This window comes from Thiomonas sp. DCM-2 (assembly GCF_056820905.1).
Genome location: NZ_CM165962.1, coordinates 531296 through 556730 on the forward strand (window position 1 = coordinate 531296; position 25435 = coordinate 556730).

Below are 25435 nucleotides of genomic sequence, written 5' to 3' on the forward strand. Positions count from 1 at the left end.
GAGATTTGCATGTTGATGTCCACCCAACCCGCGCTGAGCGATCTTGAAGACGCGCAGGCCTTTCAGCGCCGCCACATCGGCCCCGACGCCACGGACCAGCAGCGCATGCTGACCGCGCTGGGCGCGCCCGGTCTGCCTGAACTGATCGAATCGGTGATTCCCGCAGCCATCCGTCGGCAGCGGGCGTTCGATCTGCCCACGGCCATCGACGAAGCGCAGGCGCTTGCGGAATTGCGCGGTGTCGCCCGGGACAACACGGTGATGCGCAGCTATATCGGCCAGGGGTATTTCAACGCGCTGATGCCCGGCGTCATTCAGCGCAACGTGCTGGAGAACCCGGCCTGGTACACCGCCTACACGCCCTACCAGCCCGAGATCAGCCAGGGTCGGCTCGAAGCCCTGCTGAACTTCCAGACCATGATCGCCGATCTCACCGGCATGGACGTGGCGGGCGCCTCGATGCTCGACGAGGCCACCGCCGCAGCCGAGGCCATGACCCTCGCACTGCGCTCGACCCGACTGAAATCGCAGCGCTTTTTCGTTGCCGACGACGTGCTGCCGCAAACCCTCGAAGTGCTGCATACCCGCGCCGTGCCGCTGGAGATCGAGGTGATCAGTGGCCCGGTGGACCAGGCGCTGGAGGGCGACTATTTCGGTGTGCTGCTGCAATACCCGGGCGCGGACGGCACCCTGCGCGACGATCGCGAGCGCATCGCGGCGCTCAAGGCGCGGGGCGTGCTGGTCATCGTCGCCGCCGACCTGCTGGCGCTGACGCTGCTGATGTCGCCCGGTGAACTCGGCGCCGACATCGCCTGCGGCTCCACGCAGCGTTTCGGTCTGCCGCTGGGATGCGGCGGCCCGCACGCCGGCTATCTGGCGGTGCGCGATGCGCTCAAGCGTTCGATGCCCGGTCGTCTGGTCGGCGTCAGCCAGGATGCGCATGGCCAGCCGGCCTACCGGTTGGCGTTGCAGACCCGCGAGCAGCACATCCGCCGCGAAAAAGCCACGAGCAATATCTGCACCGCGCAGGTGCTGCCCGCAGTGCTCGCCAGCATGTATGCGGTCTACCACGGGCCCGACGGGCTCAAGCGCATCGCGCAGCGGGTGCATGCCTACACCGTGCTGCTGGCGCAGGGGCTGGAACAGGCGGGGCTGCCGGTGCTCAACCCCCAGTTCTTCGACACCTTGACCGTGCATACCGGCATGCGGACCGATGCGGTGCACGCGGCGGCACTGCAGCGTGGCATCAACTTCCGCCGTGTAGGCCCGCAGCATGTGGCGGTGTCGCTCGACGAAACCGTGACCCGGCAGGATCTGTGCGACATCCTGGCGTGCTTCGGCGTGGCGCAGTGCGACGCGCTGTTCGCCGCAGCCGAAAAGGGTGTGGCGCCGCGCTGGCCGCAACAGCTGGCGCGCGGCAACAGCTACCTCACCCATCCGGTGTTCCACCGCTATCACAGCGAAACCGAAATGCTGCGCTACCTGCGCCGTCTGGCCGACAAGGACATCGCGCTCGACCGTGCGATGATTCCGCTGGGCTCGTGCACCATGAAGCTCAACGCCACCAGCGAGATGGTGCCGATCACCTGGCCCGAGTTCGCCGCGGTGCACCCCTTCGCCCCGCCCGAGCAAACCCGCGGCTACGCCCGGCTGGCGCAGCAGCTCGAGCAGTGGCTGTGCGCCGCAACAGGCTATGACGCGATGTGCCTGCAACCCAACGCCGGCTCGCAGGGCGAATATGCCGGGCTGCTGGTCATCCGCGCGTATCACGCCAGCCGCGGCGAAGGCCACCGCGATGTCTGCCTGATTCCGTCTTCGGCGCACGGCACCAACCCGGCTTCGGCGCAGATGGCCGGCATGCGCGTCGTCGTCGTCGCGTGCGACGCGCAGGGCAATGTCGATCTGGACGATCTGCGCGCCAAGGCCGAGCAGCACAGCGCGAGTCTTGCCGCGTGCATGATCACCTATCCAAGCACCCACGGGGTGTTCGAAACCCGGGTGCGCGAGATCTGCGACATCGTGCACCAGCACGGCGGGCAGGTGTATGTGGACGGCGCCAACATGAACGCGCTGGTCGGCCTGGCCAGCCCGCCCGAGTTCGGCGCGGACGTGTCGCACCTCAACCTGCACAAGACGTTTTGCATTCCGCACGGCGGCGGCGGCCCCGGGGTCGGGCCGATCGGGGTGCGCGCGCACCTGGCGCCGTTCCTGCCGGTGCACCGCAGCGCCGGAATCGACCGGGACGGGGCCGTCGGTGCCGTCAGCGCCGCGCCGCTGGGCAACGCCAGCGTGCTGCCGATTTCTTGGATGTACATCCGCATGATGGGCGCAGCCGGACTGACCCAGGCCAGCCGCGTCGCGATTCTGTCGGCCAACTACATCGCCGAAAGGCTCAAGCCCTATTACCCGGTGCTCTACACCGGAGAGAACGGCCGTGTGGCGCACGAATGCATCCTCGACCTGCGCCCGCTCAAGGAGTCCACCGGAATCAGCAACGAGGATGTCGCCAAGCGGTTGATGGACTACGGATTTCACGCGCCGACCATGAGCTTTCCGGTTCCCGGCACGCTGATGATCGAGCCGACCGAAAGCGAGTCGCTCGCCGAGCTCGACCGCTTCATCGACGCGATGATCGCGATCCGCGAGGAAATCGCCCGCGTCGAGCGCGGGCAGTGGCCGCGCGAGGACAACCCGCTCAAGGCCGCGCCGCACACCGCAGCCAGCGTGCTCGGCGCGGACTGGGCGCACGCGCACAGCCGCGAGCAGGCCGCGTTTCCGATTCCTGCGGTCCGCGCCAACAAATACTGGCCGCCGGTCGGCCGGGTCGACAACGCCTGGGGCGACCGCAATCTGCAATGCGCCTGCCTGCCGATCGCCGACTACGCGCAGTGACCCGCCAACACCATGCAGTCCGCTGAAATCCGTCAGCATTTCGCCAGCGACAACTACGCCGGCATCTGCCCCGAGGCGCTGCACTGGCTGCTGCAGGCCAACGCCTCGGGGCATCAGCCGGCGTATGGCGATGACGCCTGGACGCAGCGCGTCTCGGACCGTCTGCGCGCGCTGTTCCAGACCGATTGCGACGTGTATTTCGTGTTCAACGGCACCGCGGCGAATTCGCTCGCGCTGGCGGCGATGTGCCAGAGCTACCACGCGGTGATCTGCACCCCGGTGGCGCATATCGAGACCGACGAATGCGGCTGCCCGGAGTTCTTCTCCGGCGGCTCCAAGCTGCTGATCACCGAAGGCGAAAGCGCGCAGGCACGGCGCGGCAAGCTCACGCCCGAGGCGATCGACGCGCTGGTGACCAAGCGCAGCGACATCCACTTTCCCAAGCCCAAGGTGGTGTCGATCACCCAGGCGACCGAGCTCGGCACGGTCTACAGCGTCGAGGAAGTGCGCGCGATCGCCGCGATGGCCAAGCGCCATCACCTGCGGCTGCACATGGACGGCGCGCGCTTTGCCAACGCGGTGGCGCATCTGGGCTGCCATCCGAGCGACATCACCTGGCGCGCCGGGGTCGATGTGCTGTGCTTTGGCGGCACCAAGAACGGCCTGCCGGTGGGCGAGGCCGTGGTGTTTTTCGACCGCGCGCTGTCGCAGGACTTCGCCTGGCGGGTCAAGCAGGGCGGGCAGTTGGCGTCCAAGATGCGGTTCATTTCCGCGCCGTGGCTGGGCATGCTCGAAGGCGATACCTGGCTGCGCCATGCGCGGCACGCCAACGCGATGGCGCAGCGGCTGTATGCGGCAATCCGCGACGTCCCGGGCGTGCAGGTGCTGCACCCACCCGAGGCGAATGCGGTGTTCGCGCATCTGCCGCGCGCAGTGATCGACGCGCTGCACGCCCAGGGCTGGCGCTTTTACGAATTCATCGCCGATGGCGGCTGCCGGCTGATGTGCGCGTGGGACACCACGCCCGAGGCGGTCGATGCCTTCGCCGCGGACATCGCCGCCGCGTGCGCGGCGCAAACCTGATCTAGGGGCTGGGCCATGGCGGTCTCGGTGTTCGATCTGTTCAAGGTGGGCATTGGCCCGAGCAGCTCGCACACCGTCGGGCCGATGCGCGCCGCCCGGCTGTTTGCGCTGCAACTGCAGGCCAGCGGCGGGCTGCCCCGGGTGGCGCGGTTGCGGTGTGCGCTGTACGGGTCGCTGGGCGCCACCGGCAAGGGGCATGGCAGCGACCGCGCGGTCGTGCTCGGGCTGATGGGAGAAACCCCCGATACCGTCGATGTCGATCGCATCCCCGCGCGCATCGCCGCCGTTGGCGCGACGCACCGCCTCGACCTGCTCGGCGTGCAGCCGCTCGCGTTCGACCCGGCGCGCGACATCGTGTTCTACGCGCTCGAGCAGTTGCCGCTGCACGCCAACGGCATGCGGTTTTCCGCGTTCGACGCCGCAGGCGCGCTGCTGGACGAGCGCGTCTACTACTCGGTCGGCGGCGGGTTCGTGGTCAGCGACGAGGTCGCGGCAGATGGCGAGAAGCAACGGCGCATCGCCCCCGACACCACCGTGCTGCCGCTGCCGTTTCACAGCGCGGCCGAACTGCTCGCGCTCACCCGCGCGCACGGCATGACCATCGCCGCAGTGATGCGCATCAACGAACGGCACTGGCGCAGCGACGCCGAGATCGACTCCGGGCTGCTCGCCATCTGGCAAGTGATGCAGGCGTGCGCGGCGCGCGGCTGCGCCACCGAGGGCGAGCTGCCCGGCTGGCTGCACGTGCGCCGCCGCGCGCCCCAGCTTTACCGCGCGCTCACGGGCAGCGCGCTGCCGCGCGAGGCGGGCGCGCTGCCCGCGCCGCCGCAGCCGCTGCGCGATGCCTTGCAGGCGATCGACTGGGTCAACCTCTACGCCCTGGCGGTCAACGAGGAAAACGCCGCCGGCGGCCGCGTGGTCACCGCGCCGACCAACGGCGCTGCCGGCATCATCCCCGCAGTGCTGCATTACTACACCCGGTTCGTCCCCGGGGCGAACGACGCCGGGGTGATCGACTTTTTGCTCACCGCCGGCGCGATCGGCTTGCTCTACAAGGAAAACGCCTCGATCAGCGGCGCCGAGGTCGGCTGCCAGGGCGAGGTCGGCGTGGCCTGCTCGATGGCCTCGGCCGCGTTGTGCGCGGTGCTCGGCGGCACACCCGAGCAGGTGGAAAACGCCGCGGAAATCGGCATGGAACACCACCTCGGGCTCACCTGCGACCCGGTCGGCGGGCTGGTGCAGGTGCCGTGCATCGAGCGCAACGCGATCGCCGCGGTGCAGGCGCTCAACGCCGCGCGCATGGCGCTGCACGGCGACGGCCGGCACATCGTCTCGCTCGACCAGGTGATCAAGACCATGCGCGAAACCGGCGCCGACATGCAGACCAAATACAAGGAAACCGCCCGCGGCGGTCTCGCGGTCAACATCGTCGAGTGCTGAGTTCGTACACCCAACAGTGCCTGCGCACTGTTGGGTGACGAACGAAGGGTCTCGGGCCTTGCAAGGCCCGAACCTCCTGAGTCGCCAAGATGAGTTTTTTCGGACAGTGCCTGCGCACTGTCGCAGCCAGCTCTTTGCCCCCACCCAGCCTCCCCGCGTGTGGGATGCCGGGACGCTCCAGTCTGCATTGGTATCCTGACGGCTGCGCCGCGAATCGGCGGCATGACCTACTGCCTCACCAAATTCACTCACCATGATTTTCCTCACCGGAGCCGCCGGTTTCATCGGCGCCAATTTCGTCCACCACTGGCTGGGCACGCAGGACGAGCCCGTGCTGGTGCTCGATGCGCTGACCTATGCCGGCAATCTGGAAAGCTTGGCACCAGTGGCCGGCGATTCGCGCTACCACTTCGCCCGCATCGACATCTGCGACCGGCCCGCCGTGGCCGCGCTGCTGGCGCAGCACCGCCCGCGCGCGATCGTGCACTTTGCCGCAGAAAGCCATGTCGATCGCTCGATCCACGGCCCCGGCGACTTCATCCGCACCAATGTGCAAGGCACGTTCGAGCTGCTCGAGGCCGTGCGCGCGTTTTGGTCTGCGCTGCCTGTAGCCGAGCAGGCTGCGTTTCGCTTTTTGCACATCTCCACCGACGAGGTCTACGGCAGCCTCTCGCCCACCGACCCCGCCTTCGCCGAAACCACGCCTTACGCCCCGAACAGCCCGTACAGCGCGAGCAAGGCCGCCTCCGATCATCTGGTGCGCGCCTGGCACCACACTTACGGCCTGCCGGTGCTGACCACCAACTGCTCGAACAACTACGGTCCCTACCAGTTCCCGGAAAAGCTCATCCCGCTGATGATCCACAACGCCCTGGCCGGCAAGCCGCTGCCGGTGTACGGCGACGGGCAGAACGTGCGCGACTGGCTGTACGTCGAGGATCACTGCCGCGCCATCGCCCGCGTGCTCGAAGCCGGCGCTCCCGGCCAGACCTACAACGTCGGCGGCTGCAACGAGGTCAAAAACCTCGACGTGGTGCACACCCTGTGCGACCTGCTCGACGCGCTGCGCCCCCGGGCAGACGGCGCGAGCTATCGCGCGCAGATCACCTTCGTTCCCGACCGCCCTGGCCACGACCGGCGCTACGCGATCGACGCGCGCAAGATCGCGCGCGAACTCGGCTGGGCGCCGCAGGAAACCTTTGCCACCGGGCTGCGCAAGACCGTGCAGTGGTACCTCGACCATCCCGACTGGGTGCAGCATGTCACCAGCGGCGCGTACCGTCAGTGGGTGGACAAGCAATACGGAGCCGCAGCGTGAACGCCGCCAAACCGCTGCGCGTCCTGCTGCTCGGCGCCGACGGTCAGGTCGGCTGGGAGCTGCGCCGCGCGCTGCTGCCGCTGGGCGACGTGTTGGCGCTGGGGCGCGCGCAGGCCGACTTGAGCGACCTCGACGGTCTGCGCACGCTGCTGCAGCGCGCGCAGCCGGAAATCATCGTCAACGCCGCCGCGTACACCGCGGTCGACAAGGCCGAGACCGAGCCGGAGCTGGCCCAGCGCATCAACGCGGCGGCACCGGGTTTGCTCGCCGGCTGGGCCGCAGCGCACGACGCCTGGCTGGTGCACTATTCCACCGACTACGTGTTCGACGGCAGCAAACCCGCGCCGTACACCGAGGACGACGCGCCCAATCCGCAAAGCGTCTATGGCAAGAGCAAGCTGGCCGGCGAGCAGGCGATCGCCGCCAGCGGCTGCCGCCACCTCATCCTGCGCACCTCGTGGGTCTATGCCGCGCGCGGGAGCAATTTCGCCAAGACCATGCTGCGGCTGGCTGCCGAGCGCGACAGCCTGCGGGTGATCGCCGACCAGTTCGGCGCGCCGACCAGCGCCGAGCTGATCGCCGACGTCACCGCGCTGCTGCTGCACCGCCTGCGCACCGACGCCCAGCGCGCAGCGCGCGCCAGCGGCATCTACCACCTCACCGCGCAGGGCAGCACGAGTTGGCATGGGTACGCGCAGTTCGTCATCGCGCAGGCGGCTGCGCGCGGCATGGCGCTGCGCTGCGCGCCAGAGGCGGTGCAGGCGATCACGACGGCAGACTACCCGCTTCCCGCGCCGCGCCCGGCCAATTCGCGCCTGTCCTGCGCCAAGCTGCAAACCACGTTCACCCTGCATCTGCCGCCGTGGCAGACCCAGGTGCAACGCCTGATCGACGAACTCACCCCGAACCACGCATGACCCGCAAAGGACTCATCCTCGCCGGCGGCTCCGGCACGCGTCTCTTCCCCGTCACCCAGGCGGTGAGCAAGCAGTTGCTGCCGGTGTACGACAAGCCGATGATCTATTACCCGCTGTCCACGCTGATGCTCGCCGGCATCCGCGAGGTGCTGATCATCTCCACCCCGCAAGACACCCCGCGCTTTGCCCAGTTGCTCGGCGACGGCAGCCAGTGGGGGCTGAGCCTGCAGTACGCAGTGCAGCCCAGCCCGGACGGGCTGGCGCAAGCCTTCCTCATCGGCCGCGACTTCATCGCTGGCTCTCCCAGCGCCCTGGTGCTCGGCGACAACCTGTTCTGGGGGCACGATCTGCAAGCCTCGCTCAAGGCCGCCAGCGCGCAGACCACGGGGGCGACGGTCTATGCCTACCATGTGCACGACCCCGAGCGCTACGGCGTGGTCGAGTTCGACGCCTCGGGCCGCGCGATCAGCATCGAGGAAAAGCCCGCCCGGCCCAGGAGCAGCTACGCCGTCACCGGGCTGTATTTCTACGACGCGCAGGTGTGCGACATCGCCGCGCAGCTCAAACCCTCACCGCGCGGCGAGCTGGAAATCACCGATGTCAACCGCGTCTATCTGCAGCAGGGCGCGCTGCAGGTGCAGACCCTGGGCCGCGGCTATGCGTGGCTCGATACTGGCACGCACGACAGCCTGCTCGACGCCGGGCAGTTCATCGCCACCATCGAAAAGCGCCAGGGGCTCAAGGTCGCCTGCCCCGAGGAAATCGCCTGGAGGGCCGGCTGGATCGACGCCGCGCAACTGCAGCGCCTGGCCGAGCCGATGCAAAAAAACGGCTACGGCCAGTATCTGCTCAAGCTGCTGCAGGAGGCGGCATGAAGGTCACCGCCACCGCGCTGCCCGAAGTGCTGATCCTCGAACCCAAGGTGTTCGGCGACGCCCGCGGGTTTTTTTTCGAGAGCTACAACCGCAAGACCTTCGCCGCCGCCACCGGGCTGGACGTGGAATTCGTGCAGGACAACCATTCGCGCTCGGTGCGCGGGGTGCTGCGCGGGCTGCATTACCAACTGGTCAAGCCGCAGGGCAAGCTGGTGCGGGTGGTGGCCGGCGCGGTGTGGGACGTGGCGGTGGATTTGCGCCGCAGCTCGCCGCGCTTCGGGCAATGGGTCGGGGTGGAACTATCGGCGGACAACCAGCGCCAGCTGTGGGTGCCGCCGGGGTTCGGTCATGGGTTTTTGGTGCTGAGCGAGTCCGCCGACTTTCTCTACAAGACCACGGATTACTGGTACCCCGAGTACGACCGCAACCTGGCGTGGAACGACCCACAGCTGGCGATCGCCTGGCCGCTGGCCGGGCTCGACCTGCCAGGCGGCCAGCCGCTGCTCGCCGCCAAGGACGCCGCCGCGCCGCGGCTCGCCGCCGCCGAGGTGTACGACTGATTTGTTGCGCTCACTGCCCCGCCTGCGCCCAGCCGGTGCGCAGCCACTGCGCCCAGTCGGGCGCGCCGTTGCGCTGCGCTTGCGCTGCCGCCGCCTCCCAGTCGTAATCGACCGCGATCAGCGCCACGCTCCACCTTCCGGCGGCGCTGCGTTCGCACAGCGCGTAGCGCGCATGCGGGCTGCCGTTGCGGATCCAGTGCAGCGCGCGGTGATCGTCGTCATACGCCTGCAGCCCGACACTGCCGGCGTTGACCACCAGCGCTCCGCCGGGCAACTGCATCACCTGCGGATGGTGGCTGTGGCCGCAGACCAGCAGTCCGGCGTCGATCCCGGCGCAGCGCGCGCGCACCTCCTCGGGCGTGGCCTGGCGCACCCCGGCGGGGTCGGCGGCATCGACCGTGTCGAGCAGGTAGTCCAGATCGCTGTCCGGGCGGCCGTGCACCATCACCACCCCGGGCAGCGGCTCGAGCCGCGCAGGCAGCGTGGCGAGCCACTCGCGCTGCGCGGGCGTGGTCTGGTCGAAGGCGTATTGATCGGCGTTGCTGCCGCGCTGCTGCGCGCAGGCGAGCAACTGCCGCTCGTGGTTGCCGGCAATCGTCGGCAGGTTCAGCGCCATCAGCCGGTCTGCGGTCTCGCGCGGCCACAGCGGGCCGCTGAGCAGATCGCCGCAGTTGACCGTGAGGTCGGCGCCGCGGCGGGCGATGTCGGCGAGCACGGCATCGAGCGCCGGAAGGTTGCCGTGGATGTCGCTGATGATCGCCAGTCGCATGTCCGTCCCTCGCCCGTTCCGGCAGAAAACCTGCCGCACTGAAATAATGCCTGCATGCCCCACGATAGAACACGCCTGCTCGACGCGCAAACCGCGCTGCTGCTGACCCTGCCGCCGCTGTTCTGGGCGGGAAACGCCGTGGTCGGGCGGTTGATGGTTGGGCAGATCCCGCCGCTGGCGCTGAGTTTTTACCGCTGGTTTTTTGCGCTGGCGATCGCGCTGTTCCTTGTCGGCCCCGATCTGTGGCGCCACCGCGCGGTGCTGCGCGGCAAGTGGACATCGATCGCGGTCATGGGGGTGCTCGGGGTCGGCAGTTACAACTCGCTGCAATACGTGGCGCTGGAAACCACCACGCCGCTGAACGTGTCGCTGATCACCTCGAGCGCACCGGTGTTCATCCTGCTGATCGGCGGTGCGTTCTACAAGCAGGCCGTGGGCCGGGCGCAGTGGATCGGCGCGTTGCTGTCGATTGCCGGGGTGGCGCTGGTCGTGACCCAGGGTGACCCGGCGCATCTGGCCGCACTGCACTTCGCACCGGGCGACCTCATCATGCTGGTCGCCGTGTTCCTGTGGGCGATCTACACCTGGGAACTGCGCCAGCGCCCGCTCGGCCTGGCGCCGATGACATCGCTGGCCGCGCAGATGATCTGGGGTGTGCTGTCCATCCTGCCGTTCATGCTTGCCGAGCGCTGGATCGGCGGTCAGGTCACGCACTGGGGGCCGCAGGTCTGGGCGGCGCTCGCGTATGTGGCGGTGCTGCCGTCGCTGCTCGCCTACTGGTGCTGGGGCAGCGCGGTGGGCAAGGTCGGCGCGCAGATCCCGTCCTACTTCGGCAACCTCGCGCCCTTGTTCGCGGCGCTGCTGAGCTGGCTGTTCCTCGGCGAAACCATCCACTGGTACCACTTCTGGGCGGCGGTGCTGATCTTTGCCGGCATCCACGTCGCGCTCAACACCCGCAGGCAGACCGTGCCGCTGGAACAGGAATTGTGAAGTTCTCCACAGAATGCGCGGGTTGATGCGCACAACCGGGAATAGGGCGTTGTGAATGGCGGAGAGTGCGCGGTAAAGTGCTCCGGCCTGCGGGTCTGATCGCGCAGCTCTCTCGTTCCAGTCAAGTTCTCCTTTCCCCTCCCCGCCTTGCATGGATTCCGCGCGGACCGCCACCGAACCCGATACCTTGACGCTCGGCATGGAAGGCCAGACTGCGCTGCCTTTGTTTGAACCGGCTGAGCGCATGGCGGATACGCCTCTGGCGCAGCGCTGGATCCGCAGACTGTACTGGACGCTGTTTGTCGTGTTCATCGCGCTGGCGCTGCTCTACGCCCTGACCACCTGGCGCACTCAGCGGCAGATCCTGTACGGCTCGCTCGACACCAGCTCCAGCTTTCTGGTGAGCGCCACGCAGTCGTATTTCCAGAGTTTTTCGTCTGTTCTGGAAGCCACGGGATCCGATCTGGCGGACAAGTCCGATTTGCTGCAGCACCCGGAAGTGTTGCAGATCCTGCTGGAACGCAGGCAGGCCCTGCTGCCCAGCGCCCTGTCTCTCAACATTGTTTCGGCAGATGGGCGCCTGCTGGGGAGTTCACTGCGCTCGGACAAACTGCCCGATCTGCAGCGCTTTCCTGATCTGGTGCAGGCGTTTGCCCGCATGCGCGCCTTGCCGCAGAAAAAGGGCCTGCTCGTCGGCCGCCCGATCATTGGCCCGATGCTGGGTGTTTGGGTGATTCCGCTGGTGCGTGAAGTGTCTGCCAGTGCGCGCCATCCGGCGTTTTATGTCGTGGCCGCCGTGAGCACTGAAACCTTTCTGCGGCAGACCCTGGCCAATACCGCGCTGCCGTACAGCGGTATGGCGGCCGTCTTGGCCCGCAACGATGGCTATGTGCTGGCGCGTTGGCCTTCGCCCAAAGACAAGGCGTTTTTCTCCAGACCGCAGGTGGGCGCCTTCACCAGGTCCCTGTCCGAACATCCAGCCTCCTCGAGTGGCCACTACAGCGGCCTGGTGCTGGCGGATGGTGTCATGCGCATCGGCAGCTGGCAGCGCCTGCAGACCTACCCCGATCTGGCGGTGGCGGTTTCTGTGCCGAGCGCCGTGTTGTGGGAGCAGTATTGGCGCACCGTCTGGCCGCCGCTGCTCGGGCTGGTGTTCTTTCTGCTGCTGCTCACCGTGCTGTATCGCTACGCCCGGGGTCAGATCAGCCGGGAATTGATGCTGGCGCAGGTGCAGCAGCAGCGGCTGCGCACCCTGGCCATTACCGATCCATTGACCGCGGTGGGCAACCGTGCGCTGCTGCGCGAGCGCCTGCAGCTGGCGCTGGAATCCGCCTGGGCGCGGGATAGCGAATTCGCCTTGTTGCTGCTCGATCTCGATGGCTTCAAGCAGGTCAACGATGCCTACGGACATTCGGCCGGCGACAGCCTGTTGCGCGAGACGGCGCAGCGGCTGCAGGCCATCCTGCGCGAGGGCGAGGTCATGGCGCGCATGGGCGGAGACGAATTTGCCGTGCTGCTGACCGATGCCTTTGGCGGTGCGGCTGCTGCAGAGGCCGCGGCTCAGCGCATTCTCGCGGCGCTGCGCCAGCCTTTCGATCTGGGCGTGGGTCGGCAGGCGTCGATTTCGGTCAGCGTGGGCTGCGCCCTGTATCCGCAGGATGGCAGCGACGCCGAAACCCTGCTGCGCCGCGCGGATCTGGCGCTGTACGCCGCCAAGTCCGCCGGGCGCGACCGTTATCTGCGCTTCAACACCGATTTCGAGCTGGCAGCGCAACGGCAAAAGAGCCTGCTCGAAAGCGTGGAGAGCGCCCTGCAGCAGGGTCGGCTGTCGCTCCGCTACCAGCCCATTGTGTCCATCGGCGGCGACCCGTCGCGGCCCGCAGTCGTGGGCGTCGAAGCCCTGCTGCGCCTGCGCACCGAGCGCGGCGAACAGGTGGAAGCCGCCAAGTTTTCTGGCGCGCTCGACCACGGGCGGCTGGCGCGCGCCATTGGCCGCTTCGTGCTCGATCAGGCGCTGACCCAGGGCGCGCAGTGGCGAGCCGAGGGGCTGGAACTGCACATCGCGGTCAACATCAGCGCCGAGCACCTGCTGGCGCCGGAATTTCTGGATGATCTCCATCAGGCGCTGCGCAACCACCCCGGCTACCCGGCCAGCGGACTGATGATCGAAGTCACCGAGTCGGCGCCCCTGCGCAATCTGGAGCAGGCGCGGCAGGTGCTGCAGGCCTGCCAGGACCTCGGCGTGAGCGTGGCGCTCGACGACTTCGGCACCGGCGCGGCCTCGCTCACCTACCTGCAGCAGCTTCCGGCGCAATCCATCAAGATCGACCAGTCCTTCGTGCGCGACATGGTCAACGACCCCAAGGACTTTGCCATCGTCTCCGCCGTGGTCACGGCAGCCAATCTGCTGGGGCTGGAAGTCATTGGCGAGGGCGCGGAAACGCTGGAACATCTGTCGGTGCTCTCGGCGATGAATTGCACCCTGGCGCAGGGCTATGCCATTGCCCGCCCGCTGCACGCCGATGCAGTGTCCACCTGGGTGCAGACCTGGGTGCGACCCGCTGCCAACTTGCGCGCGGTCGAGTTTCCGCACGAGGTGGAGGTTGCGCAGCGTCGCCGGGTGGAGCGGCTGCAGCAGGCAGTGCGCGGCGAGGTCCCGTTTCCCGACCATGTGCTCGATGTGGCCGCAGAAAACCAGTGCCACCTGGGGCTGTGGCTCAATGGACAGGGCCGACTGTATTACGGTCGCGACCCGCGCTACGCCCTGCTGCTTGAACAGCACGCCGAGATTCATGAACTCGCGCGTCAGGCCAAGGCGGCGCTGGACGTGGGCGATCTGGCTGCGGCCAAGCGCTTCGGTCAGGACGTGGCCGACCTCAGCGCCATCGTGCTGCAGGGCATCCGGCAACTCGGCGCCGAACATCGCGATTGAACGGCGTGTCTTTCACTCTTCCTCATGGGGGAGAGAAACACCAGCGGCTGCGGCTGCTGCGGCAACCACTTCGCCCAGTTCGATCACCGCCAGCGCGTAGAACGCCGAGTGGTTGTAGCGGGTGATCACATAGAAATTGTCTGTGCCCAGCACATAGTCGGGCGCAGCTCCTGCGTTGGGCAGTTGCACCACGGCGAGCTTGCCGGAGTAGGCGCGCGCCTGCGGCAGCAGCGGCAGGCCCATGGCCACCAGTTGATCGGCGGTGAACGTGGGCGTGATGTCCGGGGCGAGCAGGGCGTCGCGCGTGGGCTGCGGCAGATCGGACGGCAGCTGCAGCGCAAAGTGCGTCGGCTGGCCGCGCTCCCAACCCTTGGCGGCCAGATAGCTGGCCACCGAGCCGATCGCGTCTGCTGGGTCGTTGATCAGATCGATGCCGCCGCCCTGGTCGAAATCCACCGCGTATTTGAGGATGCTCTCGGGCATGAACTGCGGCATGCCGATGGCTCCGGCATACGAGCCGCGCACCTGCAGCGGGTTGCGTCCGTCCTGCGCGCACCACTGGAAAAAATCGCCAAGCTGCGCACCGAAATACGCGCTGCGGTCGCGCGGCGCCTGTGAAGGAAAGCGCAGCGCCAGGGTGGACAGCGCATCGAGCACACGGAAATTGCCCATGTTGCGGCCGTAGATCGTCTCCACCCCGAGGATGCCCGCGACGATGTGCGGCGGCACGCCGTAGCGCGCCTGCGCGCGCTGGAACCAGATGCCGAATTCCTGCAGGAAATCGCTGCCCGCGCCGATGCGCAGGCTGTCGAGAAACCGGCTGCGGTACACGCGCCAGTTCTTTTTCGTCGGCGGGCCGGGCAGGATGAGGCGGGCGACCGTGGGCACATACTGCGCCTTGCCGATCAGTCGCTCGACCAGTCCCTGCGGCAGGCGGTTGCGCTGCACGATGTCCGCAACCAGCGCCTGCGCTGGCTGCTCTGGCCAGTCACCCAGCATCGGGACGCTTGCGGCCGATGCGTCCGACAGGGGCGCGCTTGACGTTGCGCCGGGCATTGCTGGCGGTGGCGTTTGCGCATGCACGTCCAAAGGCAGAACACGGCACAGTGCGCCGACAGCAGCAGTGCGCAGCCACAGCCGCCTGCCAAGATCCGTCGGTGAACGGGTGGGGAGTGAAAAGGAAGGCATGTTCGCGTCGGCGGGTGCAGGAGGGAGCGGGGACGATCAAGACCACATGTTCGCATGCCGCACCGCGCGGCCGCAAAGCACGATCGGGCGACCGGTCAACAAGCTGTCACAAAGCAAATGTAACGTGACGTGTCTTCGGTAACCGTGCTTGTGCGCACATCCCCCTGTTGGAGTCCCTCATGTCTCAATCCCCCGCTTCCCTTTCGCGTCGCCAGGCCCTGAAACTCTTTGGCGGTGCGCCACTGCTGCCCCTGGGCGCTGGCATCGGCGCCTCGGCTCTGCTCACCGCCTGCGGCGGCGGCACAGCGGCCACGGCCGCCACCCAGGCCACACCCACGGCCGCGGCATTCACCGGCATGGCCGCACCCTCGCTGAGCAATCCCGGCGCGATGGCCACCACCTCGGTCGCCTCCAGCCTGCAGGTCAGCTACAGCGACGGCAGCAAGCAGGCCTACAAGCTTGACTATCAGCAACTGTTCATGACCGGCGATCAGGTGCCCAACCAGCAGGGCGGCACCATCCTGGCCGGCGGCTACTTCGACATCAATGGCAACCCCATCATCGACAGATCGGTTGCCGGGCAGGAGCGCCAGTTCTTCTCCGACTGCCCCGACGGCATGAGTCTGCTTCAGCCCATTGCCGGGGCCGACAAGACCAAGCTCGGCGTCAAGGGCAACCCAGTGTTTGCCGTGGTGCAGTTCGAGTACACCACCCGCGATCAGGCACTGGCCAGCCAGTACGGCCGCCTGCCCTCTCCCATTGCAGTGCTCTCCCTCGACCAGGACCCGGCTACCGGCAAGCTGTCGCTGGTGAAGTATTACAACGTGCCGACCCAGCCGGCTTACGGTCTGTGGATCACCTGCGGCGCGAGCCTCTCGCCGTGGAACACGCACCTGTCCAGCGAGGAATACGAGCCCGATGCGTTTGCCATCGCGAGCAACAGCAACTTCAAGGCGTTCATCACCAATCTGTATGGCGACCCCGCAGCGGTCAACGACCCGGCGAAGGCCAACCCCTACCTCTACGGCCACATGCCCGAGGTCAAGGTCAACGCCGACGGCACCGGCACGCTGGTCAAGCACTTCTGCCTTGGTCGCATCTCGCATGAACTGGTGCAGGTCTGCCCGGATCAGCGCACCGTGCTGATGGGCGATGACGCCACCAACGGTGGTGCGTTCATGTTCATCGCCGACAGGCCGGCCGACCTGTCCAGCGGCACGCTGTACGTCGCCAAAGCCACGCAGACCTCGAGCACCGGCCCGGGTAGCTTCACGCTCAAGTGGATCAAGCTCGGCAGCGCCACCAGCGCGGAGATCGAGCAGCTGGCCAAGACGCTCAAGCCGACCGACATCATGGACGTGGCCACCACCGATCCGCAAGACTCGAGCTACACCAAGATTCGCTTCAGCGGCAAGAACAACTGGGTGCGCCTCAAGCCCGGCATGGAGAAAGCCGCCGCCTTTCTCGAAACCCACCGCTACGCGGCGCTGGTCGGCGGCACGCTGGCCTTCACCAAGTGGGAGGGCACCACGGTCAACGCCAAGGACAAGATCGCGTATGTGGCCATGAGTTACATCCAGAGCTCGATGGTCGATGGCACCGTGCCTGGCTTCAAGGTGGAAGGACCCAAAGCCGGCGCCACCTACGCGCTCAACCTCAAGGGTGCGCAGACCGACAACAGCAGCGCTGCGATCAACAGCGACTGGGTGCCGGTGGACATGGCCGCGCCTGCAGCGCTCATCGGTGAAGACCTCAAGACGGCCGATGCGCTGGGCAATCTGGCCAATGCCGACAAGGTCGCCAACCCCGACAACCTCAAGTTCTCGGAAAAGCTGCGCACCCTGTTCATCGGCGAGGACAGCGGCATGCATGTCAACAACTTCCTGTGGGCGTACAACGTCGATACCAAGCAGCTCAGCCGCATCCTCTCGACCCCGGCGGGGGCGGAGTCGACCGGCTTGCAGGGGGTGGACGATGTCAACGGCTGGACCTACGTCCTGAGCAACTTCCAGCATCCGGCCGACTGGGAGACGCCGCTGCACGACAAGGTCAAGCCCACGCTCGACGCCCTGGTGCGCGCCAATTACAAGGATCGCTTTGGCGCCTCGGTCGGCTACCTCACCGGCCTGCCGCAGACCAAACTGGTCTGATACCGCACTGCGATTGCCTTGATCGCCTCTTTCGGCCCGCCGCGTGCGGGCCTTTTTTCTGCGGGTTCATCCCGGTGTCAACAGCACAACAAATCGGCATACTCCCGCCACTACCGCGCATTCTGAAGCGCAACAATAAAAGGAGGCAGGTGTGGACCTCAAGCCCGCGCCCGAAGTGGATGTCTGCTGAATTGCCATTGAACTGGATTCTCGAGAAAACCCAAAAGGGCCGGGACGAGCTGGCCACCCGCGCCAACCATCTCATGCCAGGGCAGCGCAACCTGCTCATCATGGCCGATGGTCATCGGCCTGTGAGTGAATTGCTCAAGGCGGGCACCGACCCCGAGCGTTGCCTTCAAGTGCTGCGCGGTCTGGTGGAAGACGGCTATCTCGCGCGCAGCGCTGCTGTCTCGACCGGTTCGCCTGATTCCGTCTTTGCCACCGGCGCAGCGCCGCAGAGCCCCCATGCGCTGCTCATCGCCCTGGTCGAAGAGCAGTTCGGCGCCCAGGCGCCTCGGCTGGTGCAGAAAATCGAGCAGCATCCAGACACGCCCGAGGGCCAGGCCGCTGCGGTGCAGGCCTGCGTCAAGTTCATTCGCCTGTTCATCGACGAAAGGCAGGCGGAAGTCTTTGCCCGGCGCGCGCAGGAACTGTTGCTGCACTGAACACCGTTTGTCCAATCCAGCCTGTCGCCGTGTCGTCGCGCCACGGCAGGGCTCCAATCCACCCATGCGCGAGCGTTTCAACCCCTCTTGGAGACAACACCACATGAAAACAATGTTCAACCCCCGCCGTGCCGTGCAAGCCATCGGTCTGGCAGCCGGTCTGGCCTTCTCAGCAGCTGCCGTCAACGCCCGGGCCGATACCCCGGTGCTGATGTCGCCGCAATGGGCCAGCGAAGCCTGCACCGCGTGGAACAACACCCCCGAGCTGACCAACGGTCTGAAGGGCGAGTTCATGCATGACGACAAGGGGCGCGGCTACAAGCTGGTCGAGATGTACCGCACCGACTGCGGCAAGGACACCGCAGTCGAGCTCAAGCTGCAACTGCAGAACGACAAAGCCATGTGCGTGTCCGGCGGCGCGCCCACCCTCAAGCCCAACTTCGACGTTGACTTCCTGATGCACGCCAACACCAAGCAGTGGGAAGAAATGGGCAAGGGCGAATACGGCCCGATGAAGGCCATGATGTTCGGCCGTCTCCAATTCCAGGGCCCGAAGATGGTCGCCATGCGCGCGATGGACCCGTTCACCTCTTTCTTGCTGCTGGTCGGCAAGGTACCGGGCAGCACGGCGACCTGTCCAAAATAATCATGGGGCGCGTCTCAAGCGCTCAAAAGAAAAAGGCAGGAATGCCGTGCATTCCGGCCTTTTTTGCGTCGATCACAGACCTGGATTCGGCGCTGAGGGGTGTATGTACGCCCAGCCCTGTGCTTCACGAATAGTGATTTCGCCCATGCCCGATGGAACCACTGTGATGAACGGATACAAATCCTTGCGATCCACGTGCAATTCGCGCAAGGTATTTGCGCATTGTGCGAGCACCACGCCCTGTTGTTGCAGTGCCTGCAATTTCTGTTCAAAGCCGTTGTTCTTGACGTAGGCGGCGAATCCTTGGGCGTTGGCAATCAACTCGACCTGGACTTTGCCTTTGAGTCGAGGGTCGTGGAGCAGATTTTCGATATTGTTGATGGTCTTTTTGATGGCGCCTGGACTTCCCGAGTCGATCTGGAAGATTGCCCCGTAGTGTGACTTTGAGGCAATTGCTGGCGCCGTGTTGTCGGCGCGTGCCAAGCCTGACAAAAGCGCGAGGGTGGTGAGGGTTGCGCCGACAAGCGCGCGCGGGGTGGGCATTTTCATGGAATGATCCTTGTGCAGAGTGGGAAAGAGCACGGAAGCCATCAGAAAAAATGGCGGATGCCGATGGCAAGGCCAGTGGCATTTGCGCCGCCTACGGTTCCCTGGGCGGTGAATCCGTTATCGCCAACATATAAATCAGTTGCCGAATCATTACTGATGCGTGAATATGAGGCGTAGAGATTCGTCCTCATGGAAAGCGGATAAATATAACCTATCGCTATTTGTGTGGCAGTGGTGCCGGATTTGTTTGCGTCAGTGCGCCTGGAAATGGATGCCAGTAATTTCCCTCGTGGCAGGGGAACTGTGGTGCCTAGCATCCAGATTTTCAAATGCGGAGCGAATTGGCCTGCCGCATAGGGGAGACCGACGCCGTATTTTTCATCGGAGTAGATTGCAGTTACTCTGGCGATGGAGAAGTCGTAGCCGCCATAGAGCTGGACGACTTCATTGTTGAACGAGCCTTGCTGGGTCAGCGCTGAGGCCGGGCCGAATTCCCATGCAAGCGCGACGAAAGGACTGAATTTCGTGCCAGCGCTGTACGGATGGTTGTTTTTCAGATAATCCATTCCGGCTGTCCACTTTTTGGACTCGTAATCGACGTTCATCTCATACGACTGACCCCTTGAAAAACTTCCAGGCTGCCCTCCGAATGCGTAGAGCAAGGCGCCTGTCAGTCCACCAAAGTCCGGTGTTGTGTACCCGATGGCTTGAGAAAATCGAACGAAGTTGTACCCTGCCGGGTCGATGTTTTTCACAGAGCCGGTCATCCCCGTCATGAATGGGTCCATCTTGACAAGGTTGTCGTAATTCAGGCTGTAAAAACGCCCAGCCTTGAAAATTCCATAACGGCTTTTCAAGCCCAGCACACTGAGGCGGCCCATGAATCCCCCACCCGAGCAAAAACTCGCCCCCACCGCGCTACCGTCCCCTTTGTAAACGAGGCTCCCAGGAAACGAGTTGGTGCCGTTTCCACAAAATCCTGTTTCTACATCGAAAAATGTCTGTAAGCCGCCTCCCAGATTTTCCTGTCCTCGAACCCCGATCCGGTCTGTGGATTGCACGCCTGAGCCGAGGCGATTCAGGCTGGTGTGATCGTAGGTCAGCCTTTCAAATCCCATGTCGATGACGCCGTAGAGTTGAACGCCCTCTTTGGCTTGAGCGATGTGACAGCATGCCCCAATGACAACGGCCGTCATGATGCTTTTTTTCATGCAATCCCCTCTTTGATCTACTTTCGGAAACCGACGGCGTGCCGCGCGGTTCTGGGCTGATAGAGATCAGCTGGGCGGATTCAAATGGAGATTGCAACTCTCAACAAATTGATTTTTCTTGTTACTTCTATGAATTAAATTGATGTCAAATTTTTAGGATCAATATCATTAAATTTTTATATACTGAAATAATATTTCAATAATTTTATTATATCTTTTGAATTTCAATGGTTTAAGCGAACTCTCAGAAATCCAATAGCGAGGATTTTCCAAGAATAGTTGCGCAACTGAGTATGTTGACGCCACGTGATCGGTCCAACGTCGGACGAGTCGTGACGACTCAACAGTTACATTCAGACGGATTTGTTGCAAATGACGTGGCGCGCCTTCGGCTGAACCTTCCTGCAGTCAGCTCGACTGCATGTGGCAAACCGTGTTGGTGCGCACGGATGGGCGAAGCCGAGGGGTTTGTCAGGTCAGCACAATGTCGTACTGCTGCTGCGAGAACGCCGGTTCGACCTGCAGCGACACCGGTTTGCCGATGAAGTCTGATAACGACGCCAGGTGCTGGCTCTCTTCTTCAAGGAAGAGGTCGATGACGTCGGCGGCGCCGACGATGCGGAATTCGCGCGGATTGAACTGCTTGGCTTCGCGCAGGATTTCGCGCAGGATTTCGTAGGCGACGGTGCGCGCTGTCTTCACCTGACCGAGGCCGCCGCAGGTCGGACAGGGTTCGAGCAGCATGTGGGCCAGCGAGTCGCGGGTGCGCTTGCGAGTGAGCTCGACCAGTCCGAGTTGCGAGAAGCCGCTGACGGTGACCTTGACCTTGTCGCGTGCGAGCGATTTGCGCAGTTCCTCCAGCACGGCGGCGCGGTGCTGCGGGTTGTGCATGTCGATGAAGTCGATGATGATGATGCCGCCCAGGTTGCGCAGCCGCAGCTGGCGGGCGATCGCTTGCGTGGCTTCCAGATTGGTGCGGTAGATGGTGTCGTCGAAGTTGCGCGCGCCGACAAAGCCGCCGGTGTTGACGTCGATGGTGGTCATCGCTTCGGTCTGATCGATGATCAGGTAGCCGCCAGACTTGAGGTCCACCCGACGACCCAGCGCGCGCTCGATTTCCTCGTCGACATTGGCGGTCTCGAACAGCGGGCGCTCGCCACGGTAGAGCTGCAGGCGGCTGCTGACGCGGGGCATGTATTCGGCGGCGAAGGCCTGCAACAGCTCGAAGTTCTCGCGCGAGTCGATCTGCACGCTGCGTGTGGCATCGCTCACCAGGTCGCGCAGCACGCGCTGTGCCAGGCTCAGCTCCTGATAGATCAGGGCGCTGGGGCTGGTGAGGTGGGCGCGCTGCTGAATGGCGCGCCAGGTCTTGCGCAGGTAGGCGATGTCTTCGGCCAGTTCGGCATCGGTGGCGTCTTCTGCATTGGTGCGCACGATGAAGCCCTGCGACCCTTCGGCATCGGCGGCGAGCAGCGCGCTCATGCGTTCGCGCAATGCGGTGCGCGCCTCGGCGCCGTCGATCTTCTGCGAAATGCCGATGTGGTCATCCTGCGGCAGATGCACCAGCATGCGCCCGGCCAGGCTGATCTGCGTGGTCAGGCGTGCGCCCTTGGTGTTGATCGGGTCCTTGAGCACCTGCACCATCAGCGTCTGGCCTTCGTAGATCAGCTTTTCGATGGGCTGCAGCGTCTGGGCGACCGGTGCGTCGGTCGCGGCATCGGTTGGCACGGGGATGGCTTGGCGCTGCCACAGATCGGCCACATGCAGAAAGGCGGTGCGCTCCAGGCCAATGTCGATGAAGGCCGACTGCATGCCCGGCAGCACCCGCACCACCTTGCCCAGATAGACATTGCCCACCAGGCCGCGCTCCAGGCTGCGCTCGATGTGCAACTCCTGCACGGCGGCATGGGCAACAAGTGCGACCCGGGTTTCCTGCGGTGTGATGTTGATGAGAATGTCTTCTGGTGTCGGGTTCATGGGCGCGATGACTGTTGTTGTGATGGCTGTTGTGCGTCACTCTGCCAGCCTGCAGCGCGCAGCAGACGCAGGGTTTCAAAAAGTGGCAGGCCGATGATGCCACTGGGACTGCCGCTGATGTGTTCGACGAACGCCGCGCCGCGTCCCTGCATGGCATAGGCGCCGGCCTTGCCGAAGGGTTCGCCGCTGGCGATGTAGGCCGCGATGTCCTGCGGGCTCAGTGTGGCAAATCGCACCTGCGAAGTTTGCAGCGCGGCAAATTGCGCCGCGCCGCGCTGCAGGCAGACGGCAGTGAGCACTGCATGCGTCCTGCCGGACAGCGCGCGCAGGATGCGGGCGGCGTCGTCGGCGCTTTCCGGCTTGCCGAACATTGCGGTCTCCAGTGCCACGGTGGTGTCGGCGCACAGCAGCACGGCCGTCTCGGGACGCACATTGGGGTGGCGCAGCGCCAGGCGATGCCGCGCCGCTTCCAGCTTGAGCCGGGTGACCCGCTGCACATAGTCTGCCGGAAGCTCGCCGGGCAGCGCCACCTCCAGCGCCTCGCTGTCTTCGCCGGGCAGAGGCGCGAGCAGCTCGAAGTCCACGCCGACCTGTCGCAGCAAGTCCTGCCGTCGTGGGCTGGCCGATGCGAGGAAGATCGTCAAGGGCAGGGCGCGGTTCTGAAGATTGGGCATGCGTGACAGGCGTCGAGGCGGAGGTGGCTATTGTCCGTGCAAACGGGCGATCAGACGGTTTTTCCAGCGGGGGGCGCAGGTCCTAAAATCCACCTCCATGCATATTCATATCCTCGGCATTTGCGGCACCTTCATGGGCGGCGTGGCGGCGCTGGCAAAAGAAGCCGGGCACCGCGTGACCGGCTGCGACGCGCAGGTCTACCCGCCCATGAGCACCCAACTGCAGCAGCTGGGCATCGATCTGGTCGAGGGCTATGGCGCGGATCAGCTCGCGCTCAAGCCCGATCTCTGGGTCATCGGCAATGTGGTGTCGCGCGGCAATCCGCTGATGGAGGCGATTCTCGACGCTGGATTGCCCTACGTGAGCGGGCCGCAGTGGCTGGCCGAGCATGTGCTGCAGGGCCGCTGGACGTTGGCGGTCGCTGGCACGCATGGCAAGACCACGACCACATCCATGCTGGCGCACATCCTGGATGTGGCGGGGCTGAAGCCTGGCTTTCTGATCGGCGGCGTGCCGCTGGATTTTGGCGCGTCAGCCCGCCTCGGCTCGGAGTTTTTCGTCATCGAGGCCGACGAATACGACACCGCCTTCTTCGACAAGCGCTCCAAGTTCGTCCATTACCGCCCGCGCACTGCGGTGCTCAACAACCTGGAGTACGACCACGCCGACATCTTCCCCGATCTGGCCGCCATCGAAACCCAGTTCCACCATCTGGTGCGCACCGTGCCGCGCAGCGGCCAGCTGGTGGTCAACGCGGGCTCTGAGGCACTGCAGCGCGTGCTGGCGCGCGGCTGCTGGAGCGAGGTCGTGCGTTTTGACGATCCCGCGCAGGGGTGGAGCGCGCAGGGCGGCGAGCAACAATTCGAGGTGCTGCATCGCGGCAAGCGCATCGGCGACGTGCGCTGGACACTCACCGGGATGCACAACCGCAGCAACGCGCTGGCCGCGATTGTCGCGGCACAGCATGCCGGGGTGTTTGCCGACGCCGCCTGTGCTGCGCTGTGCACTTTCCAGGGGGTGAAACGCCGCATGGAACTGCGCGGCACTGCGGGCGGCGTGCAGGTGATCGACGACTTCGCGCATCATCCCACGGCCATTGCCACCACCCTCGCCGGGCTGCGCGCGCAGATGCAGGCCGACCCGCAGGCGAAAAGCGCGCGCATTCTCGCGGTGTTCGAACCGCGCTCCAACACCATGAAGCTCGGTGCGATGAAGGCGCAGCTGCCCGGTGCGCTGGCCGCTGCCGATCTGAGCTTCGGCTATTGCGGCGGCCTGGGCTGGAATCTCGACGAGGCCCTGCGGCCTCTGGGCGCGAAAGCTCGGGCGTTCGATGACCTCGGCGCGCTTGTTTCCGCCGTGACGGACGCCGCGCAGCCTGGCGATCGTGTGCTGGTGATGAGCAACGGCGGTTTTGGCGGCGTGCACGACAGGCTGCTGCAGGCGCTCGCGGCGCGGGGCACTGCCGCGCCCATCCCACAACCCTGAAAGTCATCCCATGTCCGGAAACACCCTCGGGCTGCTGTTTGCAGTCACCACCTTCGGCGAATCGCACGGCCCGGCCATCGGCTGCGTCATCGACGGCTGCCCGCCCGGCATGGCCTTGAGCGAGGCCGACATCCAGCCTGATCTCGACCGTCGCCGCCCTGGCACCAGCCGCCATGTGACCCAGCGGCAGGAAGCCGATCAGGTGGAAATCCTCTCCGGCGTGTTCGAGGGCAAGACCACAGGGACGCCCATCGCCCTGCTCATCCGCAACACCGACCAGCGCAGCAAGGACTACGGCAATCTGCTGCAGACCTTCCGCCCCGGCCATGCCGACTACACCTACTGGCGCAAATACGGCCTGCGCGATCCGCGCGGCGGCGGCCGCTCCTCGGCACGGTTGACCGCACCCATCGTTGCCGCAGGCGCGGTGGCGAAAAAGTGGCTGGGCCAGCATCATGGCGTGGTCGTTCGCGCCTGCATGACCCAGCTTGGCGAAGTGCCCATTCCGTTCCAGACCTGGGATGCAGTGCATCAGAACCCGTTTTTCGCGCCAAATGCCGACATCGTGCCCGAACTCGAGGCGTATATGGACGCGCTGCGCAAGTCGGGCGACTCGGTCGGCGCGCGCATCATGGTGCGTGCCAGCGACGTGCCCGCAGGCTGGGGCGAGCCGCTGTACGACAAGCTCGACGCCGACATCGCCCATGCGCTGATGGGGCTCAACGCGGTCAAGGGCGTGGAAATCGGTGCGGGCTTTGCCAGCGTGGCGCAAAAAGGCACGCAGCACGGCGATGAACTCACCCCGCAAGGTTTTGCCAGCAACAATGCCGGTGGCGTGCTCGGCGGCATCAGCACCGGGCAGGACGTGGTGGCCTCCATCGCCATCAAGCCCACGTCGAGCATTCGCCTGCCGCGGCAATCGGTCGACCTGCAGGGCGCACCCACCACGGTGGAAACCCACGGCCGACACGATCCCTGCGTGGGCATCCGCGCGGCCCCGATCGCCGAGGCGCTCGTGGCCATCATCCTCATCGACCATGCCCTGCGCCACCGCGCACAATGCGGCGACGTGCAATTCAACGTACCGCCAATCGCGGGTCAAATCGAATAAGT

The 25435-nt window shown here is 65.5% G+C and carries 20 protein-coding genes; 14 read left to right on the top strand and 6 right to left on the bottom strand.

Annotated elements, in window-relative coordinates:
- The first annotated feature begins 9 nt into the window (after positions 1 to 9).
- The 7 genes from gcvP to rfbC all read left to right on the top strand — a co-directional run bounded on the left by gcvP (position 10) and on the right by rfbC (position 9085).
- Positions 10 to 2892, top strand: coding sequence for an aminomethyl-transferring glycine dehydrogenase (gene gcvP, locus AC1ZQA_RS02695; RefSeq protein WP_482678307.1), 2883 nt, complete (start codon positions 10 to 12; stop codon positions 2890 to 2892).
- A gap of 12 nt (positions 2893 to 2904) precedes the next feature.
- On the top strand, positions 2905 to 3975 hold the full coding sequence (locus tag AC1ZQA_RS02700) for a threonine aldolase family protein (protein ID WP_482678308.1): 1071 nt from the start codon (positions 2905 to 2907) through the stop codon (positions 3973 to 3975).
- A gap of 15 nt (positions 3976 to 3990) precedes the next feature.
- Positions 3991 to 5415: an L-serine ammonia-lyase gene (locus AC1ZQA_RS02705; protein WP_482678309.1), complete on the top strand. Its 1425-nt coding sequence runs from the start codon at positions 3991 to 3993 to the stop codon at positions 5413 to 5415.
- Between the two features lie 253 nt (positions 5416 to 5668).
- Positions 5669 to 6733 carry a dTDP-glucose 4,6-dehydratase gene (gene rfbB, locus AC1ZQA_RS02710; protein ID WP_482678310.1) on the top strand — a complete coding sequence of 355 codons (1065 nt, stop codon included), beginning with the start codon at positions 5669 to 5671 and terminating at the stop codon, positions 6731 to 6733.
- Complete coding sequence (rfbD, locus tag AC1ZQA_RS02715; protein WP_482678311.1) at positions 6730 to 7650, top strand: dTDP-4-dehydrorhamnose reductase; 921 nt, start codon at positions 6730 to 6732, stop codon at positions 7648 to 7650. Before rfbB ends, rfbD begins: the two co-directional genes overlap by 4 nt.
- The gene (gene rfbA, locus AC1ZQA_RS02720) at positions 7647 to 8525 is read left to right on the top strand and encodes a glucose-1-phosphate thymidylyltransferase RfbA (protein WP_482678312.1); all 879 of its coding nucleotides are present in this window, start codon (positions 7647 to 7649) and stop codon (positions 8523 to 8525) included. Before rfbD ends, rfbA begins: the two co-directional genes overlap by 4 nt.
- Positions 8522 to 9085, top strand: a complete 564-nt coding sequence (rfbC, locus tag AC1ZQA_RS02725) for a dTDP-4-dehydrorhamnose 3,5-epimerase (protein ID WP_482678313.1) — start codon at positions 8522 to 8524, stop codon at positions 9083 to 9085. Before rfbA ends, rfbC begins: the two co-directional genes overlap by 4 nt.
- A 10-nt stretch (positions 9086 to 9095) precedes the next feature.
- Here rfbC and AC1ZQA_RS02730 read toward each other — a convergent pair whose 3' ends face one another.
- Entirely contained in the window at positions 9096 to 9854 is a 759-nt protein-coding gene (locus AC1ZQA_RS02730) for a metallophosphoesterase family protein (RefSeq protein ID WP_482678314.1), read from the bottom strand.
- 54 nt (positions 9855 to 9908) lie between these two features.
- Between AC1ZQA_RS02730 and AC1ZQA_RS02735 the strand changes: the two genes are divergently transcribed.
- Both AC1ZQA_RS02735 and AC1ZQA_RS02740 read left to right on the top strand, forming a co-directional pair.
- Entirely contained in the window at positions 9909 to 10844 is a 936-nt protein-coding gene (locus tag AC1ZQA_RS02735) for a DMT family transporter (protein ID WP_482678315.1), read from the top strand.
- A gap of 151 nt (positions 10845 to 10995) precedes the next feature.
- Complete coding sequence (locus tag AC1ZQA_RS02740; protein WP_482678316.1) at positions 10996 to 13776, top strand: EAL domain-containing protein; 2781 nt, start codon at positions 10996 to 10998, stop codon at positions 13774 to 13776.
- Positions 13777 to 13788: 12 nt separating this feature from the next.
- On the opposite strand, the gene mltB is transcribed toward AC1ZQA_RS02740, so the two are convergent.
- Complete coding sequence (gene mltB, locus AC1ZQA_RS02745) at positions 13789 to 14775, bottom strand: lytic murein transglycosylase B (RefSeq protein ID WP_482678317.1); 987 nt, start codon at positions 14773 to 14775, stop codon at positions 13789 to 13791.
- Positions 14776 to 15143: 368 nt separating this feature from the next.
- On the opposite strand from mltB, the gene AC1ZQA_RS02750 reads away from it, so the two are divergent.
- The 3 genes from AC1ZQA_RS02750 to AC1ZQA_RS02760 all read left to right on the top strand — a co-directional run bounded on the left by AC1ZQA_RS02750 (position 15144) and on the right by AC1ZQA_RS02760 (position 18425).
- Entirely contained in the window at positions 15144 to 17114 is a 1971-nt protein-coding gene (locus AC1ZQA_RS02750; protein ID WP_482678318.1) for a PhoX family protein, read from the top strand.
- A 179-nt stretch (positions 17115 to 17293) separates the two neighbouring features.
- Entirely contained in the window at positions 17294 to 17779 is a 486-nt protein-coding gene (locus AC1ZQA_RS02755; protein ID WP_482678319.1) for a hypothetical protein, read from the top strand.
- Between the two features lie 112 nt (positions 17780 to 17891).
- A complete protein-coding gene (locus tag AC1ZQA_RS02760) occupies positions 17892 to 18425 on the top strand; it encodes an SCP2 sterol-binding domain-containing protein (RefSeq protein ID WP_482678320.1) in 534 nt (177 codons plus the stop codon).
- A 72-nt stretch (positions 18426 to 18497) separates the two neighbouring features.
- On the opposite strand, the gene AC1ZQA_RS02765 is transcribed toward AC1ZQA_RS02760, so the two are convergent.
- The 4 genes from AC1ZQA_RS02765 to AC1ZQA_RS02780 form a co-directional block, all read right to left on the bottom strand.
- Entirely contained in the window at positions 18498 to 18974 is a 477-nt protein-coding gene (locus tag AC1ZQA_RS02765; RefSeq protein ID WP_482678321.1) for a DsrE family protein, read from the bottom strand.
- 41 nt (positions 18975 to 19015) lie between these two features.
- On the bottom strand, positions 19016 to 20185 hold the full coding sequence (locus tag AC1ZQA_RS02770; protein ID WP_482678322.1) for a porin: 1170 nt from the start codon (positions 20183 to 20185) through the stop codon (positions 19016 to 19018).
- 471 nt (positions 20186 to 20656) lie between these two features.
- The gene (gene rng, locus AC1ZQA_RS02775; RefSeq protein ID WP_482678323.1) at positions 20657 to 22162 is read right to left on the bottom strand and encodes a ribonuclease G; all 1506 of its coding nucleotides are present in this window, start codon (positions 22160 to 22162) and stop codon (positions 20657 to 20659) included.
- On the bottom strand, positions 22159 to 22836 hold the full coding sequence (locus AC1ZQA_RS02780; protein ID WP_482678324.1) for a Maf family protein: 678 nt from the start codon (positions 22834 to 22836) through the stop codon (positions 22159 to 22161). The genes rng and AC1ZQA_RS02780 overlap by 4 nt, the downstream gene beginning before the upstream one ends.
- On the opposite strand from AC1ZQA_RS02780, the gene mpl reads away from it, so the two are divergent.
- Positions 22835 to 24322 carry a UDP-N-acetylmuramate:L-alanyl-gamma-D-glutamyl-meso-diaminopimelate ligase gene (mpl, locus tag AC1ZQA_RS02785; RefSeq protein ID WP_482678325.1) on the top strand — a complete coding sequence of 496 codons (1488 nt, stop codon included), beginning with the start codon at positions 22835 to 22837 and terminating at the stop codon, positions 24320 to 24322. The genes AC1ZQA_RS02780 and mpl overlap by 2 nt on opposite strands.
- A 10-nt stretch (positions 24323 to 24332) precedes the next feature.
- A complete protein-coding gene (aroC, locus tag AC1ZQA_RS02790) occupies positions 24333 to 25433 on the top strand; it encodes a chorismate synthase (protein ID WP_482678326.1) in 1101 nt (366 codons plus the stop codon).
- Positions 25434 to 25435 lie beyond the last annotated feature (2 nt).

What these genes read in the sequence shown, in the direction of transcription:
- gcvP (WP_482678307.1), top strand. Translation starts at nt 10, where the DNA reads ATGTTGATGTCCACCCAACCCGCGCTGAGCGATCTTGAAGACGCGCAG.
- AC1ZQA_RS02700 (WP_482678308.1), top strand. Translation starts at nt 2,905, where the DNA reads ATGCAGTCCGCTGAAATCCGTCAGCATTTCGCCAGCGACAACTACGCC.
- AC1ZQA_RS02705 (WP_482678309.1), top strand. Translation starts at nt 3,991, where the DNA reads ATGGCGGTCTCGGTGTTCGATCTGTTCAAGGTGGGCATTGGCCCGAGC.
- rfbB (WP_482678310.1), top strand. Translation starts at nt 5,669, where the DNA reads ATGATTTTCCTCACCGGAGCCGCCGGTTTCATCGGCGCCAATTTCGTC.
- rfbA (WP_482678312.1), top strand. Translation starts at nt 7,647, where the DNA reads ATGACCCGCAAAGGACTCATCCTCGCCGGCGGCTCCGGCACGCGTCTC.
- rfbC (WP_482678313.1), top strand. Translation starts at nt 8,522, where the DNA reads ATGAAGGTCACCGCCACCGCGCTGCCCGAAGTGCTGATCCTCGAACCC.
- AC1ZQA_RS02730 (WP_482678314.1), bottom strand. Translation starts at nt 9,854, where the DNA reads ATGCGACTGGCGATCATCAGCGACATCCACGGCAACCTTCCGGCGCTC.
- AC1ZQA_RS02735 (WP_482678315.1), top strand. Translation starts at nt 9,909, where the DNA reads ATGCCCCACGATAGAACACGCCTGCTCGACGCGCAAACCGCGCTGCTG.
- AC1ZQA_RS02740 (WP_482678316.1), top strand. Translation starts at nt 10,996, where the DNA reads ATGGATTCCGCGCGGACCGCCACCGAACCCGATACCTTGACGCTCGGC.
- mltB (WP_482678317.1), bottom strand. Translation starts at nt 14,775, where the DNA reads ATGCTGGGTGACTGGCCAGAGCAGCCAGCGCAGGCGCTGGTTGCGGAC.
- AC1ZQA_RS02750 (WP_482678318.1), top strand. Translation starts at nt 15,144, where the DNA reads ATGTCTCAATCCCCCGCTTCCCTTTCGCGTCGCCAGGCCCTGAAACTC.
- AC1ZQA_RS02755 (WP_482678319.1), top strand. Translation starts at nt 17,294, where the DNA reads ATGTCTGCTGAATTGCCATTGAACTGGATTCTCGAGAAAACCCAAAAG.
- AC1ZQA_RS02760 (WP_482678320.1), top strand. Translation starts at nt 17,892, where the DNA reads ATGTTCAACCCCCGCCGTGCCGTGCAAGCCATCGGTCTGGCAGCCGGT.
- AC1ZQA_RS02765 (WP_482678321.1), bottom strand. Translation starts at nt 18,974, where the DNA reads ATGAAAATGCCCACCCCGCGCGCGCTTGTCGGCGCAACCCTCACCACC.
- AC1ZQA_RS02770 (WP_482678322.1), bottom strand. Translation starts at nt 20,185, where the DNA reads ATGAAAAAAAGCATCATGACGGCCGTTGTCATTGGGGCATGCTGTCAC.
- rng (WP_482678323.1), bottom strand. Translation starts at nt 22,162, where the DNA reads ATGAACCCGACACCAGAAGACATTCTCATCAACATCACACCGCAGGAA.
- mpl (WP_482678325.1), top strand. Translation starts at nt 22,835, where the DNA reads ATGCGTGACAGGCGTCGAGGCGGAGGTGGCTATTGTCCGTGCAAACGG.
- AC1ZQA_RS02780 (WP_482678324.1), bottom strand. Translation starts at nt 22,836, where the DNA reads ATGCCCAATCTTCAGAACCGCGCCCTGCCCTTGACGATCTTCCTCGCA.
- aroC (WP_482678326.1), top strand. Translation starts at nt 24,333, where the DNA reads ATGTCCGGAAACACCCTCGGGCTGCTGTTTGCAGTCACCACCTTCGGC.